Raw genomic sequence first — 20,271 nt, forward strand, 5'->3', positions numbered from 1 at the left:
CCCAGCGCCGGGCACCGAAACGGAAGGAAATCAGAAAATGCGCATTCGAATGATGGCTCCGCTTGCGGGGATAGCCCTCTCGGCAGCCGTATTGACCGGTGCTTCATTGCCGGCATCAGCATCCGTCGCACCTCCGACGCAAACCGTGGCCCCCAACCAACTGCTCGAGGACCTGGTCGCCGTGGCCGGTCCGATCAATGAGACGATCGAAGGCGTCGGAACCTTCGTCGGCAATTTCGCCCCTACGGAATTCGCGTTCAACGAGGAGACTGGCGAGCTTGAGGCAACAGGCCTGTTGACGGGAACCTTTACCACCATCGGCGGCACTGTTACGCAGGTCAGCGAGACAGTAACCACCCCGGTCGCGGGAGCCGCCGCGGAGGCTGCCTGCCAGATCCTCCACCTGAACCTGCAGCCGCTCCATCTGGATTTGCTGGGGCTCGTGGTCGATCTGCAAGAGGTCGATCTGCTCGTCACTGCTGTTCCTGGAGAAGGCAACCTGCTGGGCAACCTGCTGTGCTCCGTCGCCGGACTTCTCGATCCCGGAGGACCCGGAGTCGCAGCGCTGCTGAACTCCCTCTTGGGCATGCCGCCAGCGGAAGAGCCTGCACCGGGTGAGCCTGCACCGGGTGAGCCCGCACCGGGTGAGCCCGCACCGGGTGAGCCTGCACCGGGTGAGCCTGCACCGGGTGAGCCTGCACCGGGTGAGCCTGCACCGGGTGAGCCTGCACCGGGTGAGCCTGCACCTGGTGAGCCTGCACCGGGTGAGCCTGCACCTGGCGAGCCTGCACCGGGCGAGCCCGCACCGGGTGAGCCGCCGGCACCTGCGCCTGCTCCGGGTCTCCTGCCAGGTCTCCTGCCGGGACTCCTGCCCGCACCTCCGGCACCAGGCGAGCCTGCTCCTCCGGGTCTCCTGCCCGGGCTGCTGCCGGGGCTCCTGCCGGCACCTGCACCTGCTCCGGCACCTGTACCTGGTGAGCCTGCTCCGGAAGAGCCCGCTCCTGGTCTGCTGCCAGGGCTCCTGCCACTGCCTCCGCTCCTCTAGGAAACCCAAGGAAAGCTCGACGACGGCACTCAGGTGCCGTCGTCGTTCTTTGTCCGCGTCCAGATCGTCCCGAATATCAGGCTTCCCAGGATCCTGTCCCGGGCTTCTCCGGCGGCGCCAGCCGCAGGCGGGCCTTGATGGCGTCCAGCCTGCGCTCGGCCTGCGCTGCGGCCTCGAGCTGGTCGAAGGCCTCCTCGATCTCGTCCCGCCCGGGGCCAAGCGAACCATCGGCAAGTTCCCGCAGTCCGGCGGCCTTGGCCTCCAGCTGCCGGATCTCCGTTGCGGCCTGCCGCAGCGCGGCTTCGGCTTCGCCCCGACCGATTCCGCGCCTGGCTTCCTGCATCCCGAGTTCCGCCTGGGCGGCGCTGTGGTTCGCCTTCAGCTCCTGCACCCGCAGCCGATAGTCAAAAATCCGCGAGTGGAGCTCGAAGACCGCATCGTCCAGAGCGAGTTCGCGCTCCGTCAGGGCCTGATGCTGGCCGGACAGGGCGGCACGACGGCGGCGCGCGGCGGCCTGGCGCAGGAGCAGGGCGCGGGCCACATCGTCCCGTCCTGCTTCAACCTCCCGTTCGGCCTGCGCTTCGAGTTCCGCTTCCTCGGCGGAGGTCCTGCGGAGGTGTATTTCCAGGCGCCTGCGGTGGGCGGCGATGTCGGCCGCACCCCGGCGCGCCTGGTCCAGGAGCTGAAGCTGGTGCGCGTAGGCCTCCTCCACAGCCTGCAGCGGATCCGCCGGCTGCGAACGCGCGTTCCGGCGGACCTGGAAGATACGGGTGACGCGGCGGCGGATGGACAAGCGGCGGTCCGAACTAGAAGCGTCCGCGTGCGCCGCGGGACGGCGTCCCGTGGTGAGGCGTCCCGGGGGAGAGCGCACTGTAGGAACCGGTCCAGGCCTGCAGCGCGTCGATCTCCATGGACAGGCTGTCGCTGATCTGCTGCATCCCGGCATCCCCTACCGCCCGGCCGGAGTGCAGCAGGGCCTGCCTGAGTTCGGCGGAGGCACGGGCGATCCGCTTGACCTGGCCTTGCAGCATGGCAGCCATGCTGCCTTTCAGCTGCCGGTCCGGCTCCCGTTCGGCGAGGCTGAGCTGGTCATCGATCAGCTGCCCGGAAGTCTCCAGCTGGGCGGCGACCAGCGGCAGGTCACCGACCGGACGGCCCTGGGCCCGGGCCGCGGCCAGCGAGCGTTCGGTCGCTTCGGCGTGTCGGCGCAGGTCCAGGCGCATGGCTGCGATCCGGCGGCCGGCGCTGTCCGAGACATAGGAGCGGGCGGTGATTCCCACCCGCTGCGCCTTGCGCCGGATCCTGCGGGAACGCCGGACCCGGCGGACGAGGAACCAAGTAGCCAGGACGCCGGTCAGCATCATGGCCAGACCGATACCCGCCCCGATGAGCAGCAGTTGGGACACGGTGGCGGTAACGAAGTCAGCCGCGGCAACGGCGTCGGATTCCAGATTGGCCATGGCTACAGTTTGCATCGGATCCTCTCCTTCTTTCCAACTAACGGATGGGCAGCGGCTGAAGGTTCCCTGCCGCTCATCCGTCCTCCAGCAGTCCGCGGATATCCTTTGCCGTCAAGGCGGAACTGAACATCGCGTCGTCGTCCATTACCGAGTTGAACAGCCTGGCCTTGCGGTCCTTCAGCGCCATGACCTTCTCCTCGATGGTGCCCTGCGAGACCATGCGGTAGACCATCACGTTCCGGGTCTGGCCGATCCGGTGCGCGCGGTCCACGGCCTGGGCCTCGGTGGCCGGATTCCACCAGGGATCCAGCAGGAAGCAGTAGTCCGCCTCCGTCAGGTTGAGGCCGAACCCGCCGGCCTTCAGGCTGATCAGGAAGACCGGCGCCGCGCCGTTCTTGAATTCGTCGATCACCTTGCCGCGGTGGCGGGTGGAGCCGTCCAGGTAGCAGTAGGCGGTGCCCTGGGCCTCGAGGCGCTCGGCGGCCTTCTTGAGGAAGCCGGTGAACTGGCTGAAGATCAGTGCGCGGTGCCCTTCGGCGACCACATCCGCCAGCTGTTCGAACAGCGCGTCGAGCTTGGGGGACGGCACGGACGCGTACTTCTCATCGACCAGCGAGGCATCCAGGCTGAGCAGGCGCAGCAGTGTGAGCGAGCGGAAGACGATGAAGCGGTTCCGGTCCAGGTCCTCAATCAGGCCCAGGATCTTCTGCCGCTCGCGCTGCAGGTGCGTCTCATAGATTTTCCGGTGCCTGGGGCCCAGCTCCACTTCAAGCACCTGCTCCTGCTTGGCCGGCAGGTCCGCGGCGACGGCCTCCTTGGTGCGCCGCAGCATCAGGGGCCGGATCCGGCGCCGCAATTGCGCCAGCAGCGCCGTGTCCCCGCCGCGCTCGATCGGCCGCTGGTACTGCTCGGCGAATCTGGCGGAGGAGGCGAAGAGTCCCGGTGCGACGATGGAGAGGATGGACCACAGCTCCATCAGGTTGTTCTCCATCGGCGTGCCGGTGATGGCCAGCTTGAACGGGGCCTTCAGGTTCCGGGCGCACTGGTTCACCCGGGTGGCCCGGTTCTTCACGAACTGTGCCTCGTCCAGGACCAGGCCGGCCCACTCCTGCTGCTGGTAGGCCTCGAAATCCAGCCGGAACAGGGTGTAGGAGGTGACGACGACGTCGGCCCCCGCCGCGGCTTCGGCCAGCCCTGCGCCCGGCTGGCAGTTCTTCGCAGCGCGCGCCTGGGTATCGGCGATGCCCGCGATCGCCAGGCCCGGGGCGAACTTCCGGCATTCGGAGATCCAGTTCGGCACCACCGAGGTGGGCGCCACGACCAGGAAGGGCTTGTGCGTCCGGGGATCCTCCGGCGCGGTTTCCTTGCGGTGGCACAGCAGGGCGAGGGTCTGCAGGGTCTTGCCGAGGCCCATGTCGTCGGCCAGCACGCCGCCCAGCTGGTGGCGCCACAGGAACGCCAGCCAGTTGAAGCCGTCCACCTGGTAGGGTCGCAGCGCCGCGTTCAGGCCGGCCGGCAGGGGCACCGGTTCCACCGCGGAAAGCTGCAGCAGGCCGGTGACGGAGTCGCGCCAGGCCTTGGCCTGCTCGGTTTCGCCGGCCAGTTCCTCCAGCTCGGCCCACAGACCGGCCTGGTAGCGGCTGATGCGCAGCCCGGTCTCCCATTCCTGGAGGGCATGGGCCTCGTCGATCAGCCGGCGCAGCTGCTCGAACTCCGGCCGGTCCAGGGACAGGTAGGTCCGGTCCACCAGCAGGAGTTTCGTCTGGCCCTTCGACAGGGCGCGGAAGATGTGGTCGAAGGGGATCTTGCGGCCCTCGACGGTGACATTGACACCCAGATCGAACCAGTCGGCGTCGTCCGTGTCCACCGTGCTGACAGTGAGCTGCGGTGCCTCGGTGAGTTCCCGGTAGTCGGGCCGCTCGCCGATGATGTCAACGCGCACCCCGTCCAGTTTCTCCAGCTGCGGCAGCGCCTGCTGGCTGAAGTCCACCGCGTCCATGCCGGACACCGAACGCCTGGGGGAGAGCTCTGCCAGGTCCTGCGCCCGGCAGGCCGCAGCCAGCAGCGCTCGCTCCGCCTCGGTGTCCCGAAAGGCGGCGTCATCCGGTTCCAGTGACTGGCGCGTGACCGTGTCCGCGCGGCGGTACTCCCACTCCCAGTCCAGCTGCAGCGTGTGCTTGGGTTTGGTGGTCAGGGTCAGCACCAGGATGGGGGCCGCCGGCTCGGGGAAGGCGACGGAGCCGTCCGAACTGGTCAGTTCCACTGTCCGGCGCAGCAGCGGGCAGAAACGGTCCATGAACCGGTCCACGTCCGGCGGCGGGACGTCCAGCGGCGCGGACCGGGCCAGCAGCAGGCGCTCCTGCTCCGTGAGCCGCCGCACGGTGGGCGCCAGCCGGATGAACAGGTGCGGCGCGTGCTCCCACGCATAGATGCCGTGGTCGCCGATGACTCCCACCGACCCGGGCGGGCAGGGCAGGCCGTCAAACCGCACCTCCGGCACCAACCGCAGTCCGTTCCCGCCGGAGCCGGAATCCGCAGCGGTGGCGTCGAGACTCACCGCCGCCTGGGTGCCGATGACGACGGCGGCATCCTTCTTGGTGCCAACGAACGCGATTCCCAGCCGGGCGGCCTCGGTGATCAGGTTCCACAGCAGCGGGCTGGAGAAGTCGTCCAGGTAGAGCCACGAATTGTCCTGGCCGAAATACATCTGGCCGGTGGCCCGGTGCAGCGGCGCGAACTGGCAGAACCAGCGGTGCTGTTCCCGGTCCACCTTCAGCCCGGCCGTCTGGTAGGTGATGGTGTTCCAGGCCAGATTGCCCTTGACCCAGTTGCCCTTGCTGTTGAGGTGGACCGGGCGGACGCCGAGGCGGTAGTCGGGCCGCTCGACGGTCCCCGGCCCGCCGCCGGCAGGGCCACCGCCCGCTGGACCCCGGCCAGCCGGGCGGGCGGTCCGGTAACCCGGCGGACCCCAGTGGTGGCGCGGGACCGGCTCCCGTTCCCGAAGCTCGAACTGCAGGCCCAGCGGAACGGTACGGACCGGCGGAGCCGCCCGGCGGCGTCCAACGGCGGCACCGGAACCGGCGGTGCCGTCGGAGCCGGCCAGGCCCGCCGAACCTTCCGGATCCAGCAGGTCCGCCAGGGTCTGCTCCCAGGCCGGCTGCGCGGTGGCTGCGGACGGCAGCCGGAACGAAGCATTGGCCAGCAGCCGCAGGCTGTTGCTGTGCAGCAGGGACGCGGCGACGTGCTTGCAGTCATAGCTCACCGGGCAGGTGCAGATGCTTTCCAGCGTGCGGTAGCCGCCGTCCTTCTTCGGCGTGAGCCGGATCCGGCAGTGGTACGGCAGCGGATCGTTGCCCTGGACGCGGCCTGTCAGCAGCAGCTCGCCCGCATCCCAGTCGACTTCCTTCACCGCCCCGGCCTTGGCATACGCCTGGCCCCGCTGGAACGCAGCGGTACCCACGCGGCCGATGATGTCATCGATATCCACGTGCGGGAGGCTGGTTCCGGGCATGAAATCATGCTCTCACGTGCGTCTGACAGTTCTCAGCTTCGGGCAGCCGGGGGATCTGATGTGCGGATCCGGTCCAGGGAGATGACGCGCCGTGGCGACGACACGGCCCGGTTATCAAATACTTGCCTGTGGCATGTAACCTTTTCGGAATGGAGGCGCAGTTCTCCTTCGGGGGCTCAGGTCCCCGCACGCAGGATGCAAGACGTTGGGGATGGATACATGACATACGGACAGCAGGCGGTTCTTCTTCCGGACGGCAGCGCGGTGCTGCACGAAATCGGTCTCACACCGGAGCAAATCGCCGGGCTTGAACATGACCACGCACTTCTGGCCAAGGCCGAATCGGCCCGCCGCCGCATGCGACGCATTGCGGTGCTGGTCCGGGCCGCCAGCATCGTGGCACTGCTGGCCACGGCTGCGCTGCTGCTCACCGGCCTGCTGCCCGAACTCCCGGCGCTCGCCATCACCCTGGTCTTCCTGTTCTCCACGGACATCATGAACCACGTGGCCAGGAAGCTCGACGCCCGGCATGCCACCAGCATCGCGCAGCTGAAGGCACTGGATCTCTTCGACTCGGTTTCGAAGAACTACCTGGCCGGCGAGCCGCTGGCCCAGCGCCTGGCGAGCTACTTCATCCTGCTCTCCAGCAAGGAGCTGCCACTGACCAAAAAGCGCGACTACCGGATCCAGCTGCACGCAATCGGTGGCGCCACCGTGATCCGCATGGTGCGCAAGTACGACGCCGCCGCTGCCGCCGCCTGAGCGCGCAGCACCACCGGCCCGCCGTCGTACTCTCCAGGACCCGGAAACTACTTCTCCCAGGGTGCCTTGATCGGGAAGTACTTCTCCAAGAAGTCCGTCACGCGCTCCTGGCGCTCCTCGGCGGAGACCTCGGGGAAGCTGCCGTCATTGAGGCAGAAGAAATCCATGTTGCGCTTGGCCAGCAGCGGCTTGAGCAGCTTGAGCCCGGAGCGCAGCGTGGTGTCCACGTACTGCACCTTGGCGTGCTCCTGGCTCACCGCCCGGCCGGTCAACATGGCGTAGTAGTGGTACAGCGAGTTGGTCACGGAAATGTTGTCCTTGGCCCGGAAGCGGCTGGCGGCGGTGGCGGCGAACTCCTCCGCGAACTCCCTTTCCATTTCCAGCAGGATGCTCTTGCGCAGCGGTGCAGCGGCGTGCTCCAGATGGCGCGTGGTGATCCGGCCGAACCGGTCCTTGAGCAGCTTCCGGTTCACGCGGGCGGCATTCTCGAAACCGCTGCGCTGCAGGTCGTTCTCGCCCAGGCCGATCCGGGTCGTGGCCTCGATGAATTTGGTGACGCCGCCGGGGGAGAAGAACATCCGCGGGTTGACCGGGCGGCCAAAGAACATGTCGTCGTTCGAGTAGAGGAAGTACTCGGACAGGCCCGGGATGTGCTGCAGTTGGCTCTCGACCGCCTGCGAATTGTGGGTGGGCAGCACCGACGGGTCCTTGAAGAACTGTTCGCTGCGCATGATCGTGACGGCGGGGTGGTCCGCCAGCCAGGCCGGCTGCGGGGAATCGGTGGCAATGAAGATCCGCCGCACCCAGGGCGCGTACATATAGACGGAGCGCAGCGCGTACTTGAGCTCGTCGATCTGACGGTACCGCGCGTCGGATTCGTCCCCTTCGCCGAGGATGACGCCCTGCTGCCGGGAGGCGCGGATGCGCTTGTACTCCGGGTCGTTGCCATCGACCCAGGAGAAGATCATGTCGATCTCGAAATCGATGTCCGCTGCGTGGTCCGCGAACATGTTCTCGATCGTGGGCCACTGCAGGCCGTACCGCTCCACCGTGCCGCGCACGGCTTCCGCCGCGGGCAGGGTCCGGCGGGTCAGCGAATTTTCGATCGGCAGCGTGATCGGATCCTTGTCCAGGTTCCACAGCTCGATCTGCACGCCGATGTTGGCACCGTAGGTCAGCCCCCCGGCCGGCTCGACGCGGGGCCGGAACAGCCTGAGGATCCGGGCCTTCTTGGACAGGGACAGTACGCCGTCCGCCACCAGCAGTGCCTTGTCCTTCTTGACATCCACCGGCTTGGAATAGAACGGCTCATCCCGGCAGGCCGTCACCAGTGCGGAGCGCAGCAGGTGCCGGTCCTTCCAATCGACCGCGATCACCGGCCGCTCATCATTGCCGCGGACCAGCAGGTAATCCACCCCGGCGGTGTCCAGCGCACCGCGGATGAACAGCAGATCCTCGATCATGGCCTGGTGCGGGGTGCGGTCCGTGTTGACCAGCGCGTAGCGCTTCTTGACGCGTACGACGTCGGTCCGGTCACCCAGGCGCGCACCGGCGGCCGCGGAGGCAACCTGGACCAGGTTGGCGTCCTGGTCATGGTCCTCCGGGGCGACAAAGTAAACATCTTGCTGGACGGTATCGGTAATGGTGGACTCCCTAGGGAAATAGTTGAATGGTTGCTGCCTCAATGATAAAGGGGCCGCCGGCTACAGATCGTCGGGCTCCGGCCCCAGGGCGATGCGCCGGCCCGTAACCTCCGTTGGCGTGATCTCCACGAAGACCGTCTTCACGGCTGCGGTCCACGTCCGCAGCGGCAGGCGCCTGGCTGCGGCGACCTCATCCTCGGTCTCCAGGATCCTGGCCTTCCCCTTGACCATGACGCTCCAGACCGAGTGCGCGGAGCGCCGGTCCGTTTCCAGCGCCACCTTGTTGTTCACGGTCAGTTCGGCCAGCTTGGTCCCTTCCACGGTCCGCAGCAGGATGCGCCGGTCGTGCGCCAGGAAATTCACCGGATAGACCTCGGGCTGGTCGTGGACGCTCAGGCCCAGCCGGCCGAGGGTGGTGCCCATCAGCAGGTCCCAGCACTCGTCCTCGCTGAGGACGACGGTCGGATGGCCGGTGTCCGGGATGGCCGGAAGATTTTGGTTTTCCATGCCAATACTGTGCCACCGCCTGTGCTGTCTGGCTACCGGGACCGTGCTGTACAGTGCATTCGCGCTAGCGTGGGAGGTGTTTCCCTGGCACCAGGGGCCGATCAACTGGAGGAAGAAGGACCTATGACCACTGCTGCCAGCCGGCCCTGGACCGTCAACTATGCCCCCGGGGTGCCGGCCGAATTCGACCCGCCCGCAGAATCATTGACCGACATGATGGAGGGCTCCGTCCGCAGGTTCGGGTCCCAGGCGGCGCTCGAGTTCTTCGGTGCCGTCACCACCTACCGCGAGCTCGGCGAGCTCATCGGGCGGGCGGCTGAAGGACTGCGCCGCGCCGGCGTACAGGCCGGCGACCGGGTGGCCCTGTTGCTGCCGAACTGCCCGCAGCACATCGTGGCGTTCTACGCCGTCCTGCGGCTCGGTGCCATCGCCGTCGAACATAACCCGCTGTATACGGACCGGGAGTTGCGCCACCAGTTTGAAGACCACGGCGCCAAGGTAGCCATCGTCTGGGACAAGCTTGCCGAGCGGGTCCGGCAGTTCCCTGCGGACATCGCCCAGGCGGCCATCGTTTCCGTAGACATCACGCGCGCCATGCCTCGGACCAAGCGGCTGGCCCTGCGGCTGCCGCTGCCCACTGCCCGCAAGGCGCGCTCCGCCCTGACCGTGACGGCCGCGGAGTCGAAGAGCTCCGCCAAGGCCGGGAACACCCTCGACTGGAAGGAACTTCTCTCCCACGGTTCGCTGAAGCGCAAGCATCCGCGGCCCGCCGCCGGGGACCTGGCCGTGCTCCAGTACACCAGTGGCACCACCGGCAGCCCCAAGGGCGCCATGCTCACCCATGCCAATCTGCGTACCAACGCGGCGCAGGGGAGGGCCTGGATTCCCGGGATCCGGGAGGGCGAGGAAGTCGTTTACGGAGTTCTGCCGATGTTCCACGCCTACGGCCTCACGCTGTGCCTGACCTTTGCCATGAGCATCGGCGCGCGCCTGGTCCTGCTGCCCAAGTTCGACGTGCAACTGGTGCTGGCCGCGGCCCGGAAGAACCCGCCGACCTTCCTGCCGGCCGTTCCGCCCATTTATGAACGGCTGGCGCAGGCTGCACGGAAAAAGCACGTCGACCTCTCCAGCATCCGCTACGCCATTTCCGGTGCCATGAACCTGCCGGCGTCGACCGTCGAATTATGGGAGGAAACCACCGGCGGGCTGCTTGTGGAGGGCTACGGACTGACGGAGACCTCGCCGGTAGCGCTCGGCAATCCGATCGGCCCCACGCGGAGGGCGGGCACCGTCGGCATCCCCTTCCCGGGCACGGACATCCGCGTGGTCGACCCCGATGATCCGGAGCGGGAGGTCGCCCGGGGCGAGCCCGGCGAGTTGCTGGTCCGCGGACCGCAGGTGTTCCAGGGCTACTGGAAGCGCCCGGAGGAGACCCGGGCGGCGCTGCTGCCCGGCGGCTGGTTCCGTACCGGCGACATCGTCCAGGTCGATCAGGATCACTTCGTGTCGATCGTGGACAGGCTCAAGGAACTCATCATTACCGGAGGCTTCAACGTGGCTCCGTCGGAAGTGGAAGACGCGCTGAAGGATTTCGGCCCGATCGCCGATGCCGCCGTCGTCGGGCTTCCCGGGGCAGGCGGGGGCGAGGACGTGGTGGCAGCGGTCGTCATGAAACCGCACCGGCGGTTCAGCGAACGGGAGATCCGCAGCTACTGCCGCAAGCACTTGGCGGCATACAAGGTACCCCGGCGCGTGGTCCGGATCGAGGAGCTGCCCAAGTCGCTGATCGGCAAGGTGCTGCGCCGGCATGTGCGCGAGGCGCTGCTGCGCGACGGGCTGTCCGGGTCCTGACTGATTCATCCGGATAAGGCAGGCGGCAGCGGAACACGGAACAGCGTGCGCGGATCCTGCAGCAGGGCCGGGCGGTCGAACTCGCGGCGGACGAGCATTCCCGTGACTTCCACGTGCCGCTGCCAGCCGCCGTCGACCTGCCGGACCGGTCCGGCAACCCGTGCCAGGACGAAGCGGCTGCCCGCGTCGGCCGGGAAGGCGACCAAGTCGCCGTCGTGCATCTCCTCCTGGAAGGCGCGCACCTGCCGCCCCCACTTGCCGCCGGAACGCCCCGCCGGCGAGGCAGCGGCCAGGAAGACGCACGACGCCGGTCCGGCCGGCTGCGGTTCGGAAGGGAGCCGTCCGGTGCGGGCGATCCAGAGCCGCTCACCCGCCGGCTCCGCGGGCAGCAGTTCGCGTTCGGGTTCCGGCCAGAGGTAGGGCAGGTCGTCCGGAACACCCGGAAACAGCGGACCGTAGAACTCCGGATCCTTCCGCAGCAGGCTCGACCGGTGCGCCAGGTGGAAGGCCGGATCCCCGAGCCACGGCGGCAGTGGCAGCCGGCCGGCCTCATCCGCGCCGGGCGCGAATTCGAGGATCTGCGTCCGGGTGGTGTCCGTTCCGCCGCGGCGGACCCACTCGTCCGCCATTGCCAGTCCATAGCGGACCAAAGCCGGAATGTGCCCCATCCACATCCGCGTAGCGGGATGCCGCTGCCAGCCATAGTCCGGAATCACCAGCGCGCGCAGCAGCTGCAGGGTCTCCACCCGCTGCTTGCCCAGCCGGACCCGGTCCAGCACGTCGGCACTTCGGACAAAATCCGAGTACGGCAGGAAAGTCTGCATGCCTACAAGGGTTGCATGCCTTCCGGCTGTGCCGTTGCCCACATCCGGGAAGCGCCGGACCGGGCGCCGGAATAACTTGCGGCACCGTGCCGTTGGGAAGGTAGATGCAAACGCATATTAATGAGGAGGAGCATCATGGCCGAACGGAAGATCGTCGTCGTGTCGGGCGGACTGGGCAATCCGTCCTCCAGCCGTATGCTGGCCGACCAGCTGGCGGCGGCCACTGCCGCAAAGCTCGGCGCGCAGGGCCTGGCCGCCGACGTCAGGGTGATTGAACTGCGCGACCTCGCCGTGGATATCGCCAACAACTTCGTCACCGGCTACGCCGCGCCCAAGCTGGCCGAGGCCATCGACGCGGTCGTGCAGGCGGACGGCCTGATCGCGGTCAGCCCCGTCTTTACGTCCTCCTTCAGCGGGCTGTGGAAGTCCTTCTTCGATGTCGTCGACAACAAGGCGCTCGATGGCCTGCCCGTGCTCATGGGCGCCACCGGCGGCAGCGCCCGGCACTCGCTGGTCCTTGAATACTCAATGCGGCCGATGTTCAACTACCTGCGTGCCCGCGTCACGCCCACGGCCGTCTTCGCCGCGCCGGAGGACTGGGGCGGCGCCGAGGGCATCGGCGGCCAGCTGGATTCCCGCGTGAACCGTGCCGCCGGCGAGCTGGCGGGTATGCTCCGGGAGGTGCGGGCCGACAAGGGGGCGCCGCCGCTGGAGTCCCTGCCGTTCGAACAGCTGCTCGCCCAGATTTCCACCAACTGACCAACAACCGAAAGGGCTCACCATGGCCAACACCCTTGAACCCGGCACGCTCCAGCTGGGCCTGGATACCTTCGGCGACGTGACGTTTGACGCCGACGGAAAGCCGGTGCCGCAGCCCACGGTCATCCGCAATGTGGTCGCGGAAGCCGTCCTTGCCGACCAGGTAGGACTGGATTTCTTCGGCATCGGCGAGCACCACCGCGAGGACTTCGCGATCTCCGCACCGGACATGGTGCTGGCAGCCATCGCCGGGCAGACCCGGAACATCCGCCTTGGCTCGGCGGTCACCGTCCTGAGCTCGGATGACCCGGTGCGTGTCTTCCAGCGCTTCGCCACCCTGGACGCGGTGTCCAACGGCCGTGCCGAAGTCATCCTGGGACGCGGCTCCTTCACCGAGTCCTTCCCGCTGTTCGGCTTCGGCCTGGAACAGTACGAGGAACTCTTCGAGGAAAAGCTCCACCTCTTCTCCGAACTCCGCAAGGAGCAGCCGGTGTCCTGGACCGGGCATACCCGCGCTTCGCTGCACGACCAGCAGATCTATCCGCCCACGGAATCCGGCGCCCTGCCGACCTGGGTCGCCGTCGGCGGCAGTCCACAGTCGGTCATCCGCGCCGCGCACTACGGCCTGCCCCTGATGCTGGCCATCATCGGCGGTGCCCCGCTGCAGTTCGCCCCGTTCACGGAGCTTTACCACCGGGCGCTGAAGGAATTCGGCAAGGAACCGCTGCCCATCGGCGCCCACTCACCGGGCTACATCGCCGCCACCGACCAGCAGGCCAAGGACGAAATGTGGCCGCACTACGTGGAAATGCAGGAGCGGATCGGCCGGGAACGCGGCTGGCCGCGGATGACACGCGGGGAGTTCGAGGCGCAGGCCGGGCCCGACGGCGCCCTGTTCGTCGGTTCGCCGGAAACGGTGGCCACCAAGATCGTGAAGGTCGCCAAAGGCCTGGGCCTGTCCCGCTTCGACCTCAAGTACAGCCTCGGCACCCTGCCGCATGAACAGCTGATGGACAGCATCGAGCTCTACGGCACCAAGGTTGCTCCTCTGGTCCGCGAGCAGCTCGCCGGCTGACCTGCCGGGAGGCCGGGGCCGGGCCGCTACGGCGTGGCGGCCTGGTGCCGGCAGGACTTCTTCCGGTCCAGGACCAGGCTGGCCGCAATGCCGAGCATCCAGACATCCTTGGCCAGGGCAATGCCCTGTTCGGTGGGGCGGAAGCCGTCCGGCTGCGTCATGCCCGGAGTCTTCAGGTACATCCGCACCAGGGAGCTGGAGAACCCGGCCAGTCCCAGGCCCACAAGCCGGCTGGGGATGAAGGGCAGCAGCAGGGCCGTGCCCAAGGCGATCTCAGCCGCGCAAAGCAGCTTGCCGAACTTCTCCGGTTCCATATCCCTGACCTGCGGGTAGGCATTGACGGCCATCGCTTGCAGGCCCGCGGCGCTGTCCCGGTCCAGGTGACGCTTGCCCAGGCCCGAATTGAGGATGAAGGCACCGGTCACCAGGCGCAGCGGTAGGTGGCTGAGTTTGAGGCCCATGGGTATCTCCTGTGCTGGAAGGAACAAAGGACAAACAGCCGGGCGGCCCGTGGCGGGCCGCCGGCTTCTTTCGAGCCTATTGAGCCGCCCCGGATTAGGCTAGAGGTTCCGCAGGATGTCCTGCGCTCAGAACGTCTTCGAGGCCTCGTCCAGCGCGGCCACTTCCGCCGCCGTCAGCTGCAGTTCGGCCGCGGCGAACAGGTCCGCCAGCTGCTCGGGCTTGCTGGCCGATGCCAGCGGGGCAGTAATGGCGGGCTTGGCCAGCAGCCAGGCGAGCGCCGTCGTCGTCATCGAGGCACTGCGCGCGGTGGCAACCTCCTCCAGGGCGGAGACGACGCCAATGCCCTCCTCCGTCAGGTAGTCGGCGACGCGGCTGCCGCGGGTGCGCCCCTCGGCGTCGGCGGCGGAGCGGTACTTGCCCGTGAGGAAGCCGCTGGCCAGGGAGGAGTAGGGGAAGACCGCCAGCTCATTGTCGACGGCCAGCGGGGCATACTCCTGCTCGAACTTGGTCCGGTGCACCAGGTTGTAGTGCGGCTGCAGGGCCACCGGCAGGGCGAAGCCGTTGTCCTGGGCGATGCGGATCCATTCGGCGATGCGGGCCGGCTCGTAGTTGGACAGGCCCACGTACCGGACCTTGCCGGCCTGCACCAGCTGGTCGAAGGCGGCGACCGTCTCCAGCAGCGGGGTTTCCGGGTCGTCGAGATGGGCGTAGTAGAGGTCGATCCGGTCCGTCTGCAGCCGGTCCAGCGAGCAGTCGGCCGCGTCCATGATGTTGCTGGCGGACAGCCCGGGGAACTTGGGGTGGGAAGCGACCTTGGTGGCGATGACCAGCTCGTCGCGGTTGCTGCGGCTCTTCATCCAGTCGCCGATGATTGTCTCCGACTCGCCGCCCTCGTTGCCGGGAACCCAGGCCGAGTAGCCATCGGCGGTGTCGATGAAGTTGCCGCCCGCGGCGGCGAAGCCGTCCAGCACGGCTTCGGAGGCGGCCCGGTCCGAGGTCCAGCCGAACGTGTTGCCGCCCAGGGCAAGCGGGTAAATCTTCAGATCAGAGGTGCCGATGGTGCGCATAGTTGTCCTTCTGCGTTGTGGTCTCAGACGGGTTCAGCCTACGGTGCGGTACGGACAAAACGCGATTTTGCTTACGACGGCGGCACCGGCTGGCCACCGACAGGCTCCGGAGCGAATGCATTCATGTGAACCTCCCCGCCCTTGCGGACGGGGCTTCTGTTCCACTGCGGCGCCGCAAACCGCTGGGTGCGTTTCTGCGCTGCCAGCGCGGCGACCGGGACGGTCGTGCGGTGACTGCGGAGAGTGGGCCGTTGGAACAGCAACGCAGGCGGCGGAACCGCCCGTGGCTCGGTTCGAAGCAATATGCCGTGGTTGAACGTCTGCCGCCCCATGAGTTTTCCTTGTGGGCTGGTAGACCTTCACCGGTCGGCAATATATGACCCGGATTTCGGTATCCGGATTAAGCGTCGTGTAGGCGCCGAACAGCCCCTTGTGCAGGATGTTCACGAATCCCGCGACGTCTCGGTGGCAGGTGAAGCCGCAGCTTCTGCACCGGTATTTTCGGCCCGAAGGCTTATTGCGTGCCGAACACGCAAGGCATGTCTGGGAGGAGAGCGCCTCGTTCATGTGAGTCGGCTCCACACCGGTTTTGTGCCGGATGTAGTCCTCCTGTTGTCCACGGTCCCACTGCGGGAGCCGCCGACGCTGGTCTTTGTTGTTCCTCCTCTTGGCTCGGGTCTTTTTCTCGATGCCGCGCACGTCGCCGATGAAGAGCGTTCCGGCGTCGTGCTCGATCATCTTGTTGGCGACCACCCGGCTGACCTTGTGGTTGAAGTCAAAAAGCTGGGCATCGGCCGTGGCGCAGACCTTCTTCTTGGCCCTGTTCAGCTTCGTCCAGCGGCGCGAGCCTTTGGTGCAGCGGGCCATGAGGGTGTCCAGTTCCGAGACGGCCTTGTTCCGCCGGTGCTTGATGCTCCGGCCCCGGAGCCCGTTGATGACGGTCACCTCGATCACTTTCGGCTCCACGTAGCCGCCGAAGGCGTGCGGGTGGATGATCCCCGGATCCGAGGCCATGACATTCAGGGGGTTCAGTACCGGTTTGGGCGTGTACTGCCGCACCGCAACGTTGAAGGTGAAGCGGCGGGCGTTGATGTCCCAGCACAGCCGGGCCTCGCCCCAGTGTTCGGGCGGAATGACCTCGCCGGTGCTCTGGTCGGCGATGACCGACAACGGCAGGATCAGGCGCGGTTTGCCGCGCCCGAGGGACAGGGCCAGCCTGCCGTCCTTGGTGACGGACCAGCCGCTGCGGGCGGTGAACGTCAGCGGACGGTAGTTCTTTTCCTTCCACGGAGCTTTCGCGTCCCGGTTGCCGTTGTCCCGGTTGGTGCGGTAGGTCGCAACCGCGTCAAGCAGGTCGTCGACGATGGCCTGCTTCGACTGTGAATGGATGTCGAGAATGCCGGGATCGAACCCCGCATACGCGTCACGCAACTGCCTGTAATCGGGGTCGGCATGGTTCTCATCCCAGTGAGCCCGGAGAAAGGTCACCAGACCGTTCCAGATCAACGCGGCTTTATGGCAGGCCTCGTGCGCAAGACGGTACTGGGCGCCCTCCAGCCGGACGGGCACGATGACGGTGCGCCAGTCGGCTTCCGGGTCGGAACGTCTCATAACAACGGAGCCTACAGAATGTGGTCTGGATTTTCTAGCGATAATATTTCATTGTGGTGAATGAGGATTGGCGCAACGGCCGCCATGTGGTCTATAAATTGCACGCCCATATCGTCCTGAGCCCGAAATACCGGCGGAAGGTGATGTCGGAGCGGGTCTGCGGCCTCCTGCGGGAGACGTTTGCCGAGGTCTGCGGCCGTTATGAGGCAACCCTGGATGAGTTTGAGACCGATCAGGATCATGCGCATCTGCTGGTGACCTACCCGCCGAAGGTGGCCCTGTCCAAGCTGGTGATGAGCCTGAAGACGATCTCCTCGATGCGGGTCCGCGCACAGGGATGGAGCGAGGTGGACCGGGCACTGTGGGGAGAGCATTTCTGGTCCCCGTCCTACGCGGTGGTGTCCTGCGGCGGGGCTCCCCTTGAAACGGTCCGGGAGTACATCCGGAGCCAACAGTCGCCGAACAGGAAGCGCGGCAGACCGAGAGCGAGCTGATCGCCTCTCATCCCCGCCCTTACGGACGGGGGTTTCTCGGCGCGAACGCTAAAATCGCAGCATGAGTCCGAAGAGCCGCAAGCGCTCCCCGAAGAAGACCTCAGGCAAGGCCTCCCGCCAGCAGGCCCCGGCGGATGAACTGGGCCGGATCTACCGCCACATGGAGCCGGCCTTCACGAACAGCTTCGGCGATTCCTCGCCGCTGGCACCGCTGGTCAGCGCGTCCGTGCTTTACGACGTGCTGGCCCGGGTGGATCCGGAGTTGCCGGAGCCGATTCCGGTGCTGTTCCGGGATTTCGTGGCCACCGCGGCGAAGAAATCCACTCCCGCCGCGCAGGCGATGCTGCGGGCCCTGGCCGCGGTAGCCCGGGAACCGGAACTGCGGTCCCTGGCGCTGAACGGCCTTCGGCGGCTGGGCGACCAGGCGCAGACCCGGCCCGCGTGGGTGGAGCCGCTCGCCGGGCTGAAGGCCACCCGTGCGTGGAAGCTGGTGGACATCTACGGGGACTTCATTATCCTCATCTTCGAGTTCCTGCCGGGAGCGGACATTTTCGTGGACGACGAGCCCCTTTTCGGCGGCCGGACGTACGCAATGACCGTGGACATCGATACGAACTACCTGGGCGGTTTCGCCGTGACCCTGGACTTCCAGGACAGCATGGACCCCGCGCTGGAGCGCGCCGAGGCACGGGCAGCCGGAGACCCGCACTGGACGCTGAGCGAGATCAGCCTGGCCGAGGCGCGGCGCGTGGCCGAATCCGCGATGGCTGCGTCGGACCTTGGCGAAGCGGAAGGCATCTATGAGGAATACGGCGACCTGCGGGCGGCGGCCTACGCCCATCTGGCAGTGATTCCGCTCTCCGCGGAGCAGGCGGACTTCGGACCTGCGGAAGGCCCGCAGCCGTCCGAGGCGCAGCTGCGCAAGCAGTGGGATGAGCAGGCCGTCCGGGCGGACCGGCTGGCGGCGGAATTTGTGCGGGAGACCGGCGTCGAACCCGCCGCCCTGCAGCAGCAGCTGGCGCAGCTGCTGCTGGCCTACGGCTTCGCATTCGACGACGAACGGCCGCTGCGCGTGAGCACTGGCAAGATCCTGGAGTTCGTCTTTGGCTTCCTGCCGGATCGCACGGAGTTCCCTGTGGAACAGCAGCGCGCCATCCCCGGCTTCGTGAAGGCCTGGGTGCCGTGGGCGGGAGCCCGCAATGGGCTGCCGGCTTCGGCCATTGAGGAGCTGCTGGACGAGCTCGCGCCGGAGCTGGTGGACATCGAAGCGGAGGTCCGGCGGCTGCGGAGCACGGACCGCTGACGCCCAGCCAATTTTCCGGGAACTGTCAGGAGGGTGCGGCACCATAAAGGCATGTTCCGCACCCGTTCGTCCCGCTTCGCCCTGCTCCTGCTCGCCCTGCTGGTCCTTGCCGCAGCCGGCGCCATGACTGCACTGAGTGCGCTGACGGCCGCCAACGGCCTGCCGGACATCGGTGTCACGGTCCTGGCCGGCGCGCTGCTGGCGGCTGCATGCTGGCGGGCGTTCGCGGGACGGTGCAACGCCTTTCCCGCCGTCCTCGAGGCGGTGGCCGGAACCTGGCTGCTGTGTTACGCCGCGCTGATCGGGCTGCGGATCCTGGAGGATTGGCTGACGGCGCAAACCAGGTGGGCCGGAGCCGGCGTGATCGCCGCGACGCTGGTCTACCTGGCGTCCACCGTGCTGGCAGCCGAAGCCGTACGCAGCATCCGGGGTGTGGATATCGATGTCCCCGGAGACCGGGCGTCCGGAGGCCGGGCGTCCGGCCGCGCCGCCGCTGCGCGTCAGCCCAGCAAATCCCGCCGCAGTGCCAGCGTGCTGTAGGCCGTCGCGAACAGGTGCCGGCGCTTGACCCGGATGGCCAGGTCGTAATAGTCCATGAGCTGTTCGCACAGCACCGGCCAGGTCCGCCCCTGGACCATCCGGTACGCCGCCTCGCCGAAGGCCCGGCGCTTGACGTCGTCGCCGAGCAGGTCCAGGACATGGCGGCGCAGTTGCTGCAGGTCGCCGGGGGTATACAGCCAGCCGGTGCGCGACTGATCGACCAAATCCAGCGGGCCGCCGCGGCCGGTGGCGACGACGGGAACACCGGAGGCCATCGCCTCCTGGATTGTCTGGCAGAACGTCTCCGATTCGCCCGGATGGACAAAGAGGTCGAAGCTGGCCATGATGCGGGCCAGGTCCTCGCCGCCCTGGAAGCCGGCAAAATGGGCGGTCGGCAGCTTCTGTCGCAGGGACTCCTTCAGCGGCCCCGACCCCACGATCACCAGCCTGGTGCCGGGAAGATCCGTCAGCACCGCCAGGTCCTCCACCTGCTTCTCCGCCGCCAGCCGGCCGACGAAGCCGATGATGCGCTCGCCGGGCCCGGCCACGGAAGCCCGCCAGCCGTCGTCGCGCTTGGCCGGATGGAACCGGGAGGTGTCCACGCCGCGGCGCCACATGTGGACCCGCTGGATGCCGTTGCCATGGAGTTGGTTGACGGCGAAGCTGGACGGCGCCAGCGTCAGCGTCGCCGCGTCGTGGATGTTGACCACCTGCTGCCAGAGCACGCGCTCCAGCAGGGGCATGCCGTAGCGGGCGGCGTACGCGGGGATTTCCGTCTGGTAGATCGCCACACTGGGGATGCCCAGGTGCGCCGCGGCCTGCACGGCCCGCCAGCCCAGCACGAACGGCGAGGCGATGTGCACCACGTCCGGCTTGAAATCCGCGAGGATCCGGCGGACCCGGCCCACGGTTCCGGCGGCCACGCGCACATTGGGGTAGCCGGAGAGTGGGAAGGACGGCAGGCGGTGGACGGGATAGCCCTCGACCTCGGCCGGGGCCTCGTCATCGAGCCAGGAACTGGACGGGGCGATCACCAGTACGTCGTCCCCGCGCTGGCGAAGATGCGCGAGAACCTTGAGCAGCGAATGGGTGACGCCATTCATGTGGGGCAGGAACGATTCGGCAACCAGTGCAATCCTCACCCTGACAATGTGACAGGCGCAACTGGAATCGGTCCGAGCTTGAGGTGGCGAACGGGTGAACATGCAGTGAAGGCTGGGCCGCCCCCAGGAGCGGTCCAGCCTTCATTGCGGCGCTTGGCCTAGGAGGCCGCTGAACAAATTGCTTCTGTAACTTGGGGAGTTTAAGGCGCGCCTGCTGGACTCGTCCGCTCAGTGGTTAAGACTGGTCTTATGCA

At 67.4% G+C, this 20,271-nt stretch carries 18 protein-coding genes; 7 read left to right on the forward strand and 11 right to left on the reverse strand.

The window, feature by feature from the left end; all coding sequences use genetic code 11:
* Positions 1 to 115: 115 nt before the first annotated feature.
* The 4 genes from AC5RWU_RS15795 to AC5RWU_RS15810 all read right to left on the reverse strand — a co-directional run bounded on the left by AC5RWU_RS15795 (position 116) and on the right by AC5RWU_RS15810 (position 6,016).
* Positions 116 to 1,054, reverse strand: coding sequence for a pentapeptide repeat-containing protein (locus AC5RWU_RS15795; RefSeq protein ID WP_494030333.1), 939 nt, complete (start codon positions 1,052 to 1,054; stop codon positions 116 to 118).
* Positions 1,055 to 1,121: 67 nt separating this feature from the next.
* Positions 1,122 to 1,838 (reverse strand): PspA/IM30 family protein, encoded by a 717-nt coding sequence (locus AC5RWU_RS15800; RefSeq protein ID WP_494030332.1) that lies wholly within the window; start codon positions 1,836 to 1,838, stop codon positions 1,122 to 1,124.
* A 13-nt stretch (positions 1,839 to 1,851) separates the two neighbouring features.
* Entirely contained in the window at positions 1,852 to 2,520 is a 669-nt protein-coding gene (locus AC5RWU_RS15805) for a hypothetical protein (protein ID WP_494037063.1), read from the reverse strand.
* Positions 2,521 to 2,578: 58 nt separating this feature from the next.
* On the reverse strand, positions 2,579 to 6,016 hold the full coding sequence (locus tag AC5RWU_RS15810; protein WP_494030330.1) for a DEAD/DEAH box helicase: 3,438 nt from the start codon (positions 6,014 to 6,016) through the stop codon (positions 2,579 to 2,581).
* Between the two features lie 219 nt (positions 6,017 to 6,235).
* Between AC5RWU_RS15810 and AC5RWU_RS15815 the strand changes: the two genes are divergently transcribed.
* Entirely contained in the window at positions 6,236 to 6,778 is a 543-nt protein-coding gene (locus tag AC5RWU_RS15815; RefSeq protein WP_494030329.1) for a hypothetical protein, read from the forward strand.
* A 47-nt stretch (positions 6,779 to 6,825) separates the two neighbouring features.
* Here the strand turns inward: AC5RWU_RS15815 and AC5RWU_RS15820 are convergent, their stop codons facing one another.
* Together AC5RWU_RS15820 and AC5RWU_RS15825 are read right to left on the reverse strand one after the other, a co-directional pair.
* On the reverse strand, positions 6,826 to 8,463 hold the full coding sequence (locus AC5RWU_RS15820) for a stealth conserved region 3 domain-containing protein (RefSeq protein ID WP_494030328.1): 1,638 nt from the start codon (positions 8,461 to 8,463) through the stop codon (positions 6,826 to 6,828).
* An 18-nt stretch (positions 8,464 to 8,481) separates the two neighbouring features.
* A complete protein-coding gene (locus tag AC5RWU_RS15825; protein WP_494030327.1) occupies positions 8,482 to 8,928 on the reverse strand; it encodes a pyridoxamine 5'-phosphate oxidase family protein in 447 nt (148 codons plus the stop codon).
* A 123-nt stretch (positions 8,929 to 9,051) separates the two neighbouring features.
* Here AC5RWU_RS15825 and AC5RWU_RS15830 point away from each other — a divergent pair, with 123 nt between their 5' ends.
* A complete protein-coding gene (locus tag AC5RWU_RS15830; RefSeq protein ID WP_494030326.1) occupies positions 9,052 to 10,779 on the forward strand; it encodes a long-chain-fatty-acid--CoA ligase in 1,728 nt (575 codons plus the stop codon).
* Positions 10,780 to 10,784: 5 nt separating this feature from the next.
* Here the strand turns inward: AC5RWU_RS15830 and AC5RWU_RS15835 are convergent, their stop codons facing one another.
* Positions 10,785 to 11,603, reverse strand: coding sequence for an MSMEG_6728 family protein (locus tag AC5RWU_RS15835; protein ID WP_494030325.1), 819 nt, complete (start codon positions 11,601 to 11,603; stop codon positions 10,785 to 10,787).
* A gap of 135 nt (positions 11,604 to 11,738) precedes the next feature.
* Here AC5RWU_RS15835 and AC5RWU_RS15840 point away from each other — a divergent pair, with 135 nt between their 5' ends.
* Positions 11,739 to 12,362: an FMN reductase gene (locus tag AC5RWU_RS15840; RefSeq protein WP_494030324.1), complete on the forward strand. Its 624-nt coding sequence runs from the start codon at positions 11,739 to 11,741 to the stop codon at positions 12,360 to 12,362.
* 22 nt (positions 12,363 to 12,384) lie between these two features.
* Positions 12,385 to 13,437: an LLM class flavin-dependent oxidoreductase gene (locus AC5RWU_RS15845; protein ID WP_494030323.1), complete on the forward strand. Its 1,053-nt coding sequence runs from the start codon at positions 12,385 to 12,387 to the stop codon at positions 13,435 to 13,437.
* Between the two features lie 26 nt (positions 13,438 to 13,463).
* On the opposite strand, the gene AC5RWU_RS15850 is transcribed toward AC5RWU_RS15845, so the two are convergent.
* From AC5RWU_RS15850 to AC5RWU_RS15860, 3 genes are all read right to left on the reverse strand, one after another.
* Positions 13,464 to 13,898, reverse strand: coding sequence for a hypothetical protein (locus tag AC5RWU_RS15850; protein ID WP_494030322.1), 435 nt, complete (start codon positions 13,896 to 13,898; stop codon positions 13,464 to 13,466).
* A 126-nt stretch (positions 13,899 to 14,024) separates the two neighbouring features.
* Positions 14,025 to 14,966, reverse strand: coding sequence for an aldo/keto reductase (locus AC5RWU_RS15855; protein ID WP_494030321.1), 942 nt, complete (start codon positions 14,964 to 14,966; stop codon positions 14,025 to 14,027).
* 33 nt (positions 14,967 to 14,999) lie between these two features.
* Complete coding sequence (locus AC5RWU_RS15860; RefSeq protein ID WP_494030320.1) at positions 15,000 to 16,577, reverse strand: RNA-guided endonuclease InsQ/TnpB family protein; 1,578 nt, start codon at positions 16,575 to 16,577, stop codon at positions 15,000 to 15,002.
* 53 nt (positions 16,578 to 16,630) lie between these two features.
* Here AC5RWU_RS15860 and tnpA point away from each other — a divergent pair, with 53 nt between their 5' ends.
* From tnpA to AC5RWU_RS15875, 3 genes are all read left to right on the forward strand, one after another.
* Positions 16,631 to 17,071 (forward strand): IS200/IS605 family transposase, encoded by a 441-nt coding sequence (gene tnpA, locus AC5RWU_RS15865; protein ID WP_494030319.1) that lies wholly within the window; start codon positions 16,631 to 16,633, stop codon positions 17,069 to 17,071.
* A gap of 61 nt (positions 17,072 to 17,132) precedes the next feature.
* Entirely contained in the window at positions 17,133 to 18,374 is a 1,242-nt protein-coding gene (locus AC5RWU_RS15870) for a hypothetical protein (protein ID WP_494030318.1), read from the forward strand.
* Between the two features lie 51 nt (positions 18,375 to 18,425).
* Positions 18,426 to 18,914, forward strand: coding sequence for a hypothetical protein (locus tag AC5RWU_RS15875; protein WP_494030317.1), 489 nt, complete (start codon positions 18,426 to 18,428; stop codon positions 18,912 to 18,914).
* Here the strand turns inward: AC5RWU_RS15875 and AC5RWU_RS15880 are convergent.
* Entirely contained in the window at positions 18,875 to 20,056 is a 1,182-nt protein-coding gene (locus tag AC5RWU_RS15880; RefSeq protein WP_494030316.1) for a glycosyltransferase family 4 protein, read from the reverse strand. The genes AC5RWU_RS15875 and AC5RWU_RS15880 overlap by 40 nt on opposite strands.
* Between the last annotated feature and the right edge of the window lie 215 nt (positions 20,057 to 20,271).

This window comes from Arthrobacter sp. B0427-1-12 (genome assembly GCF_059092905.1).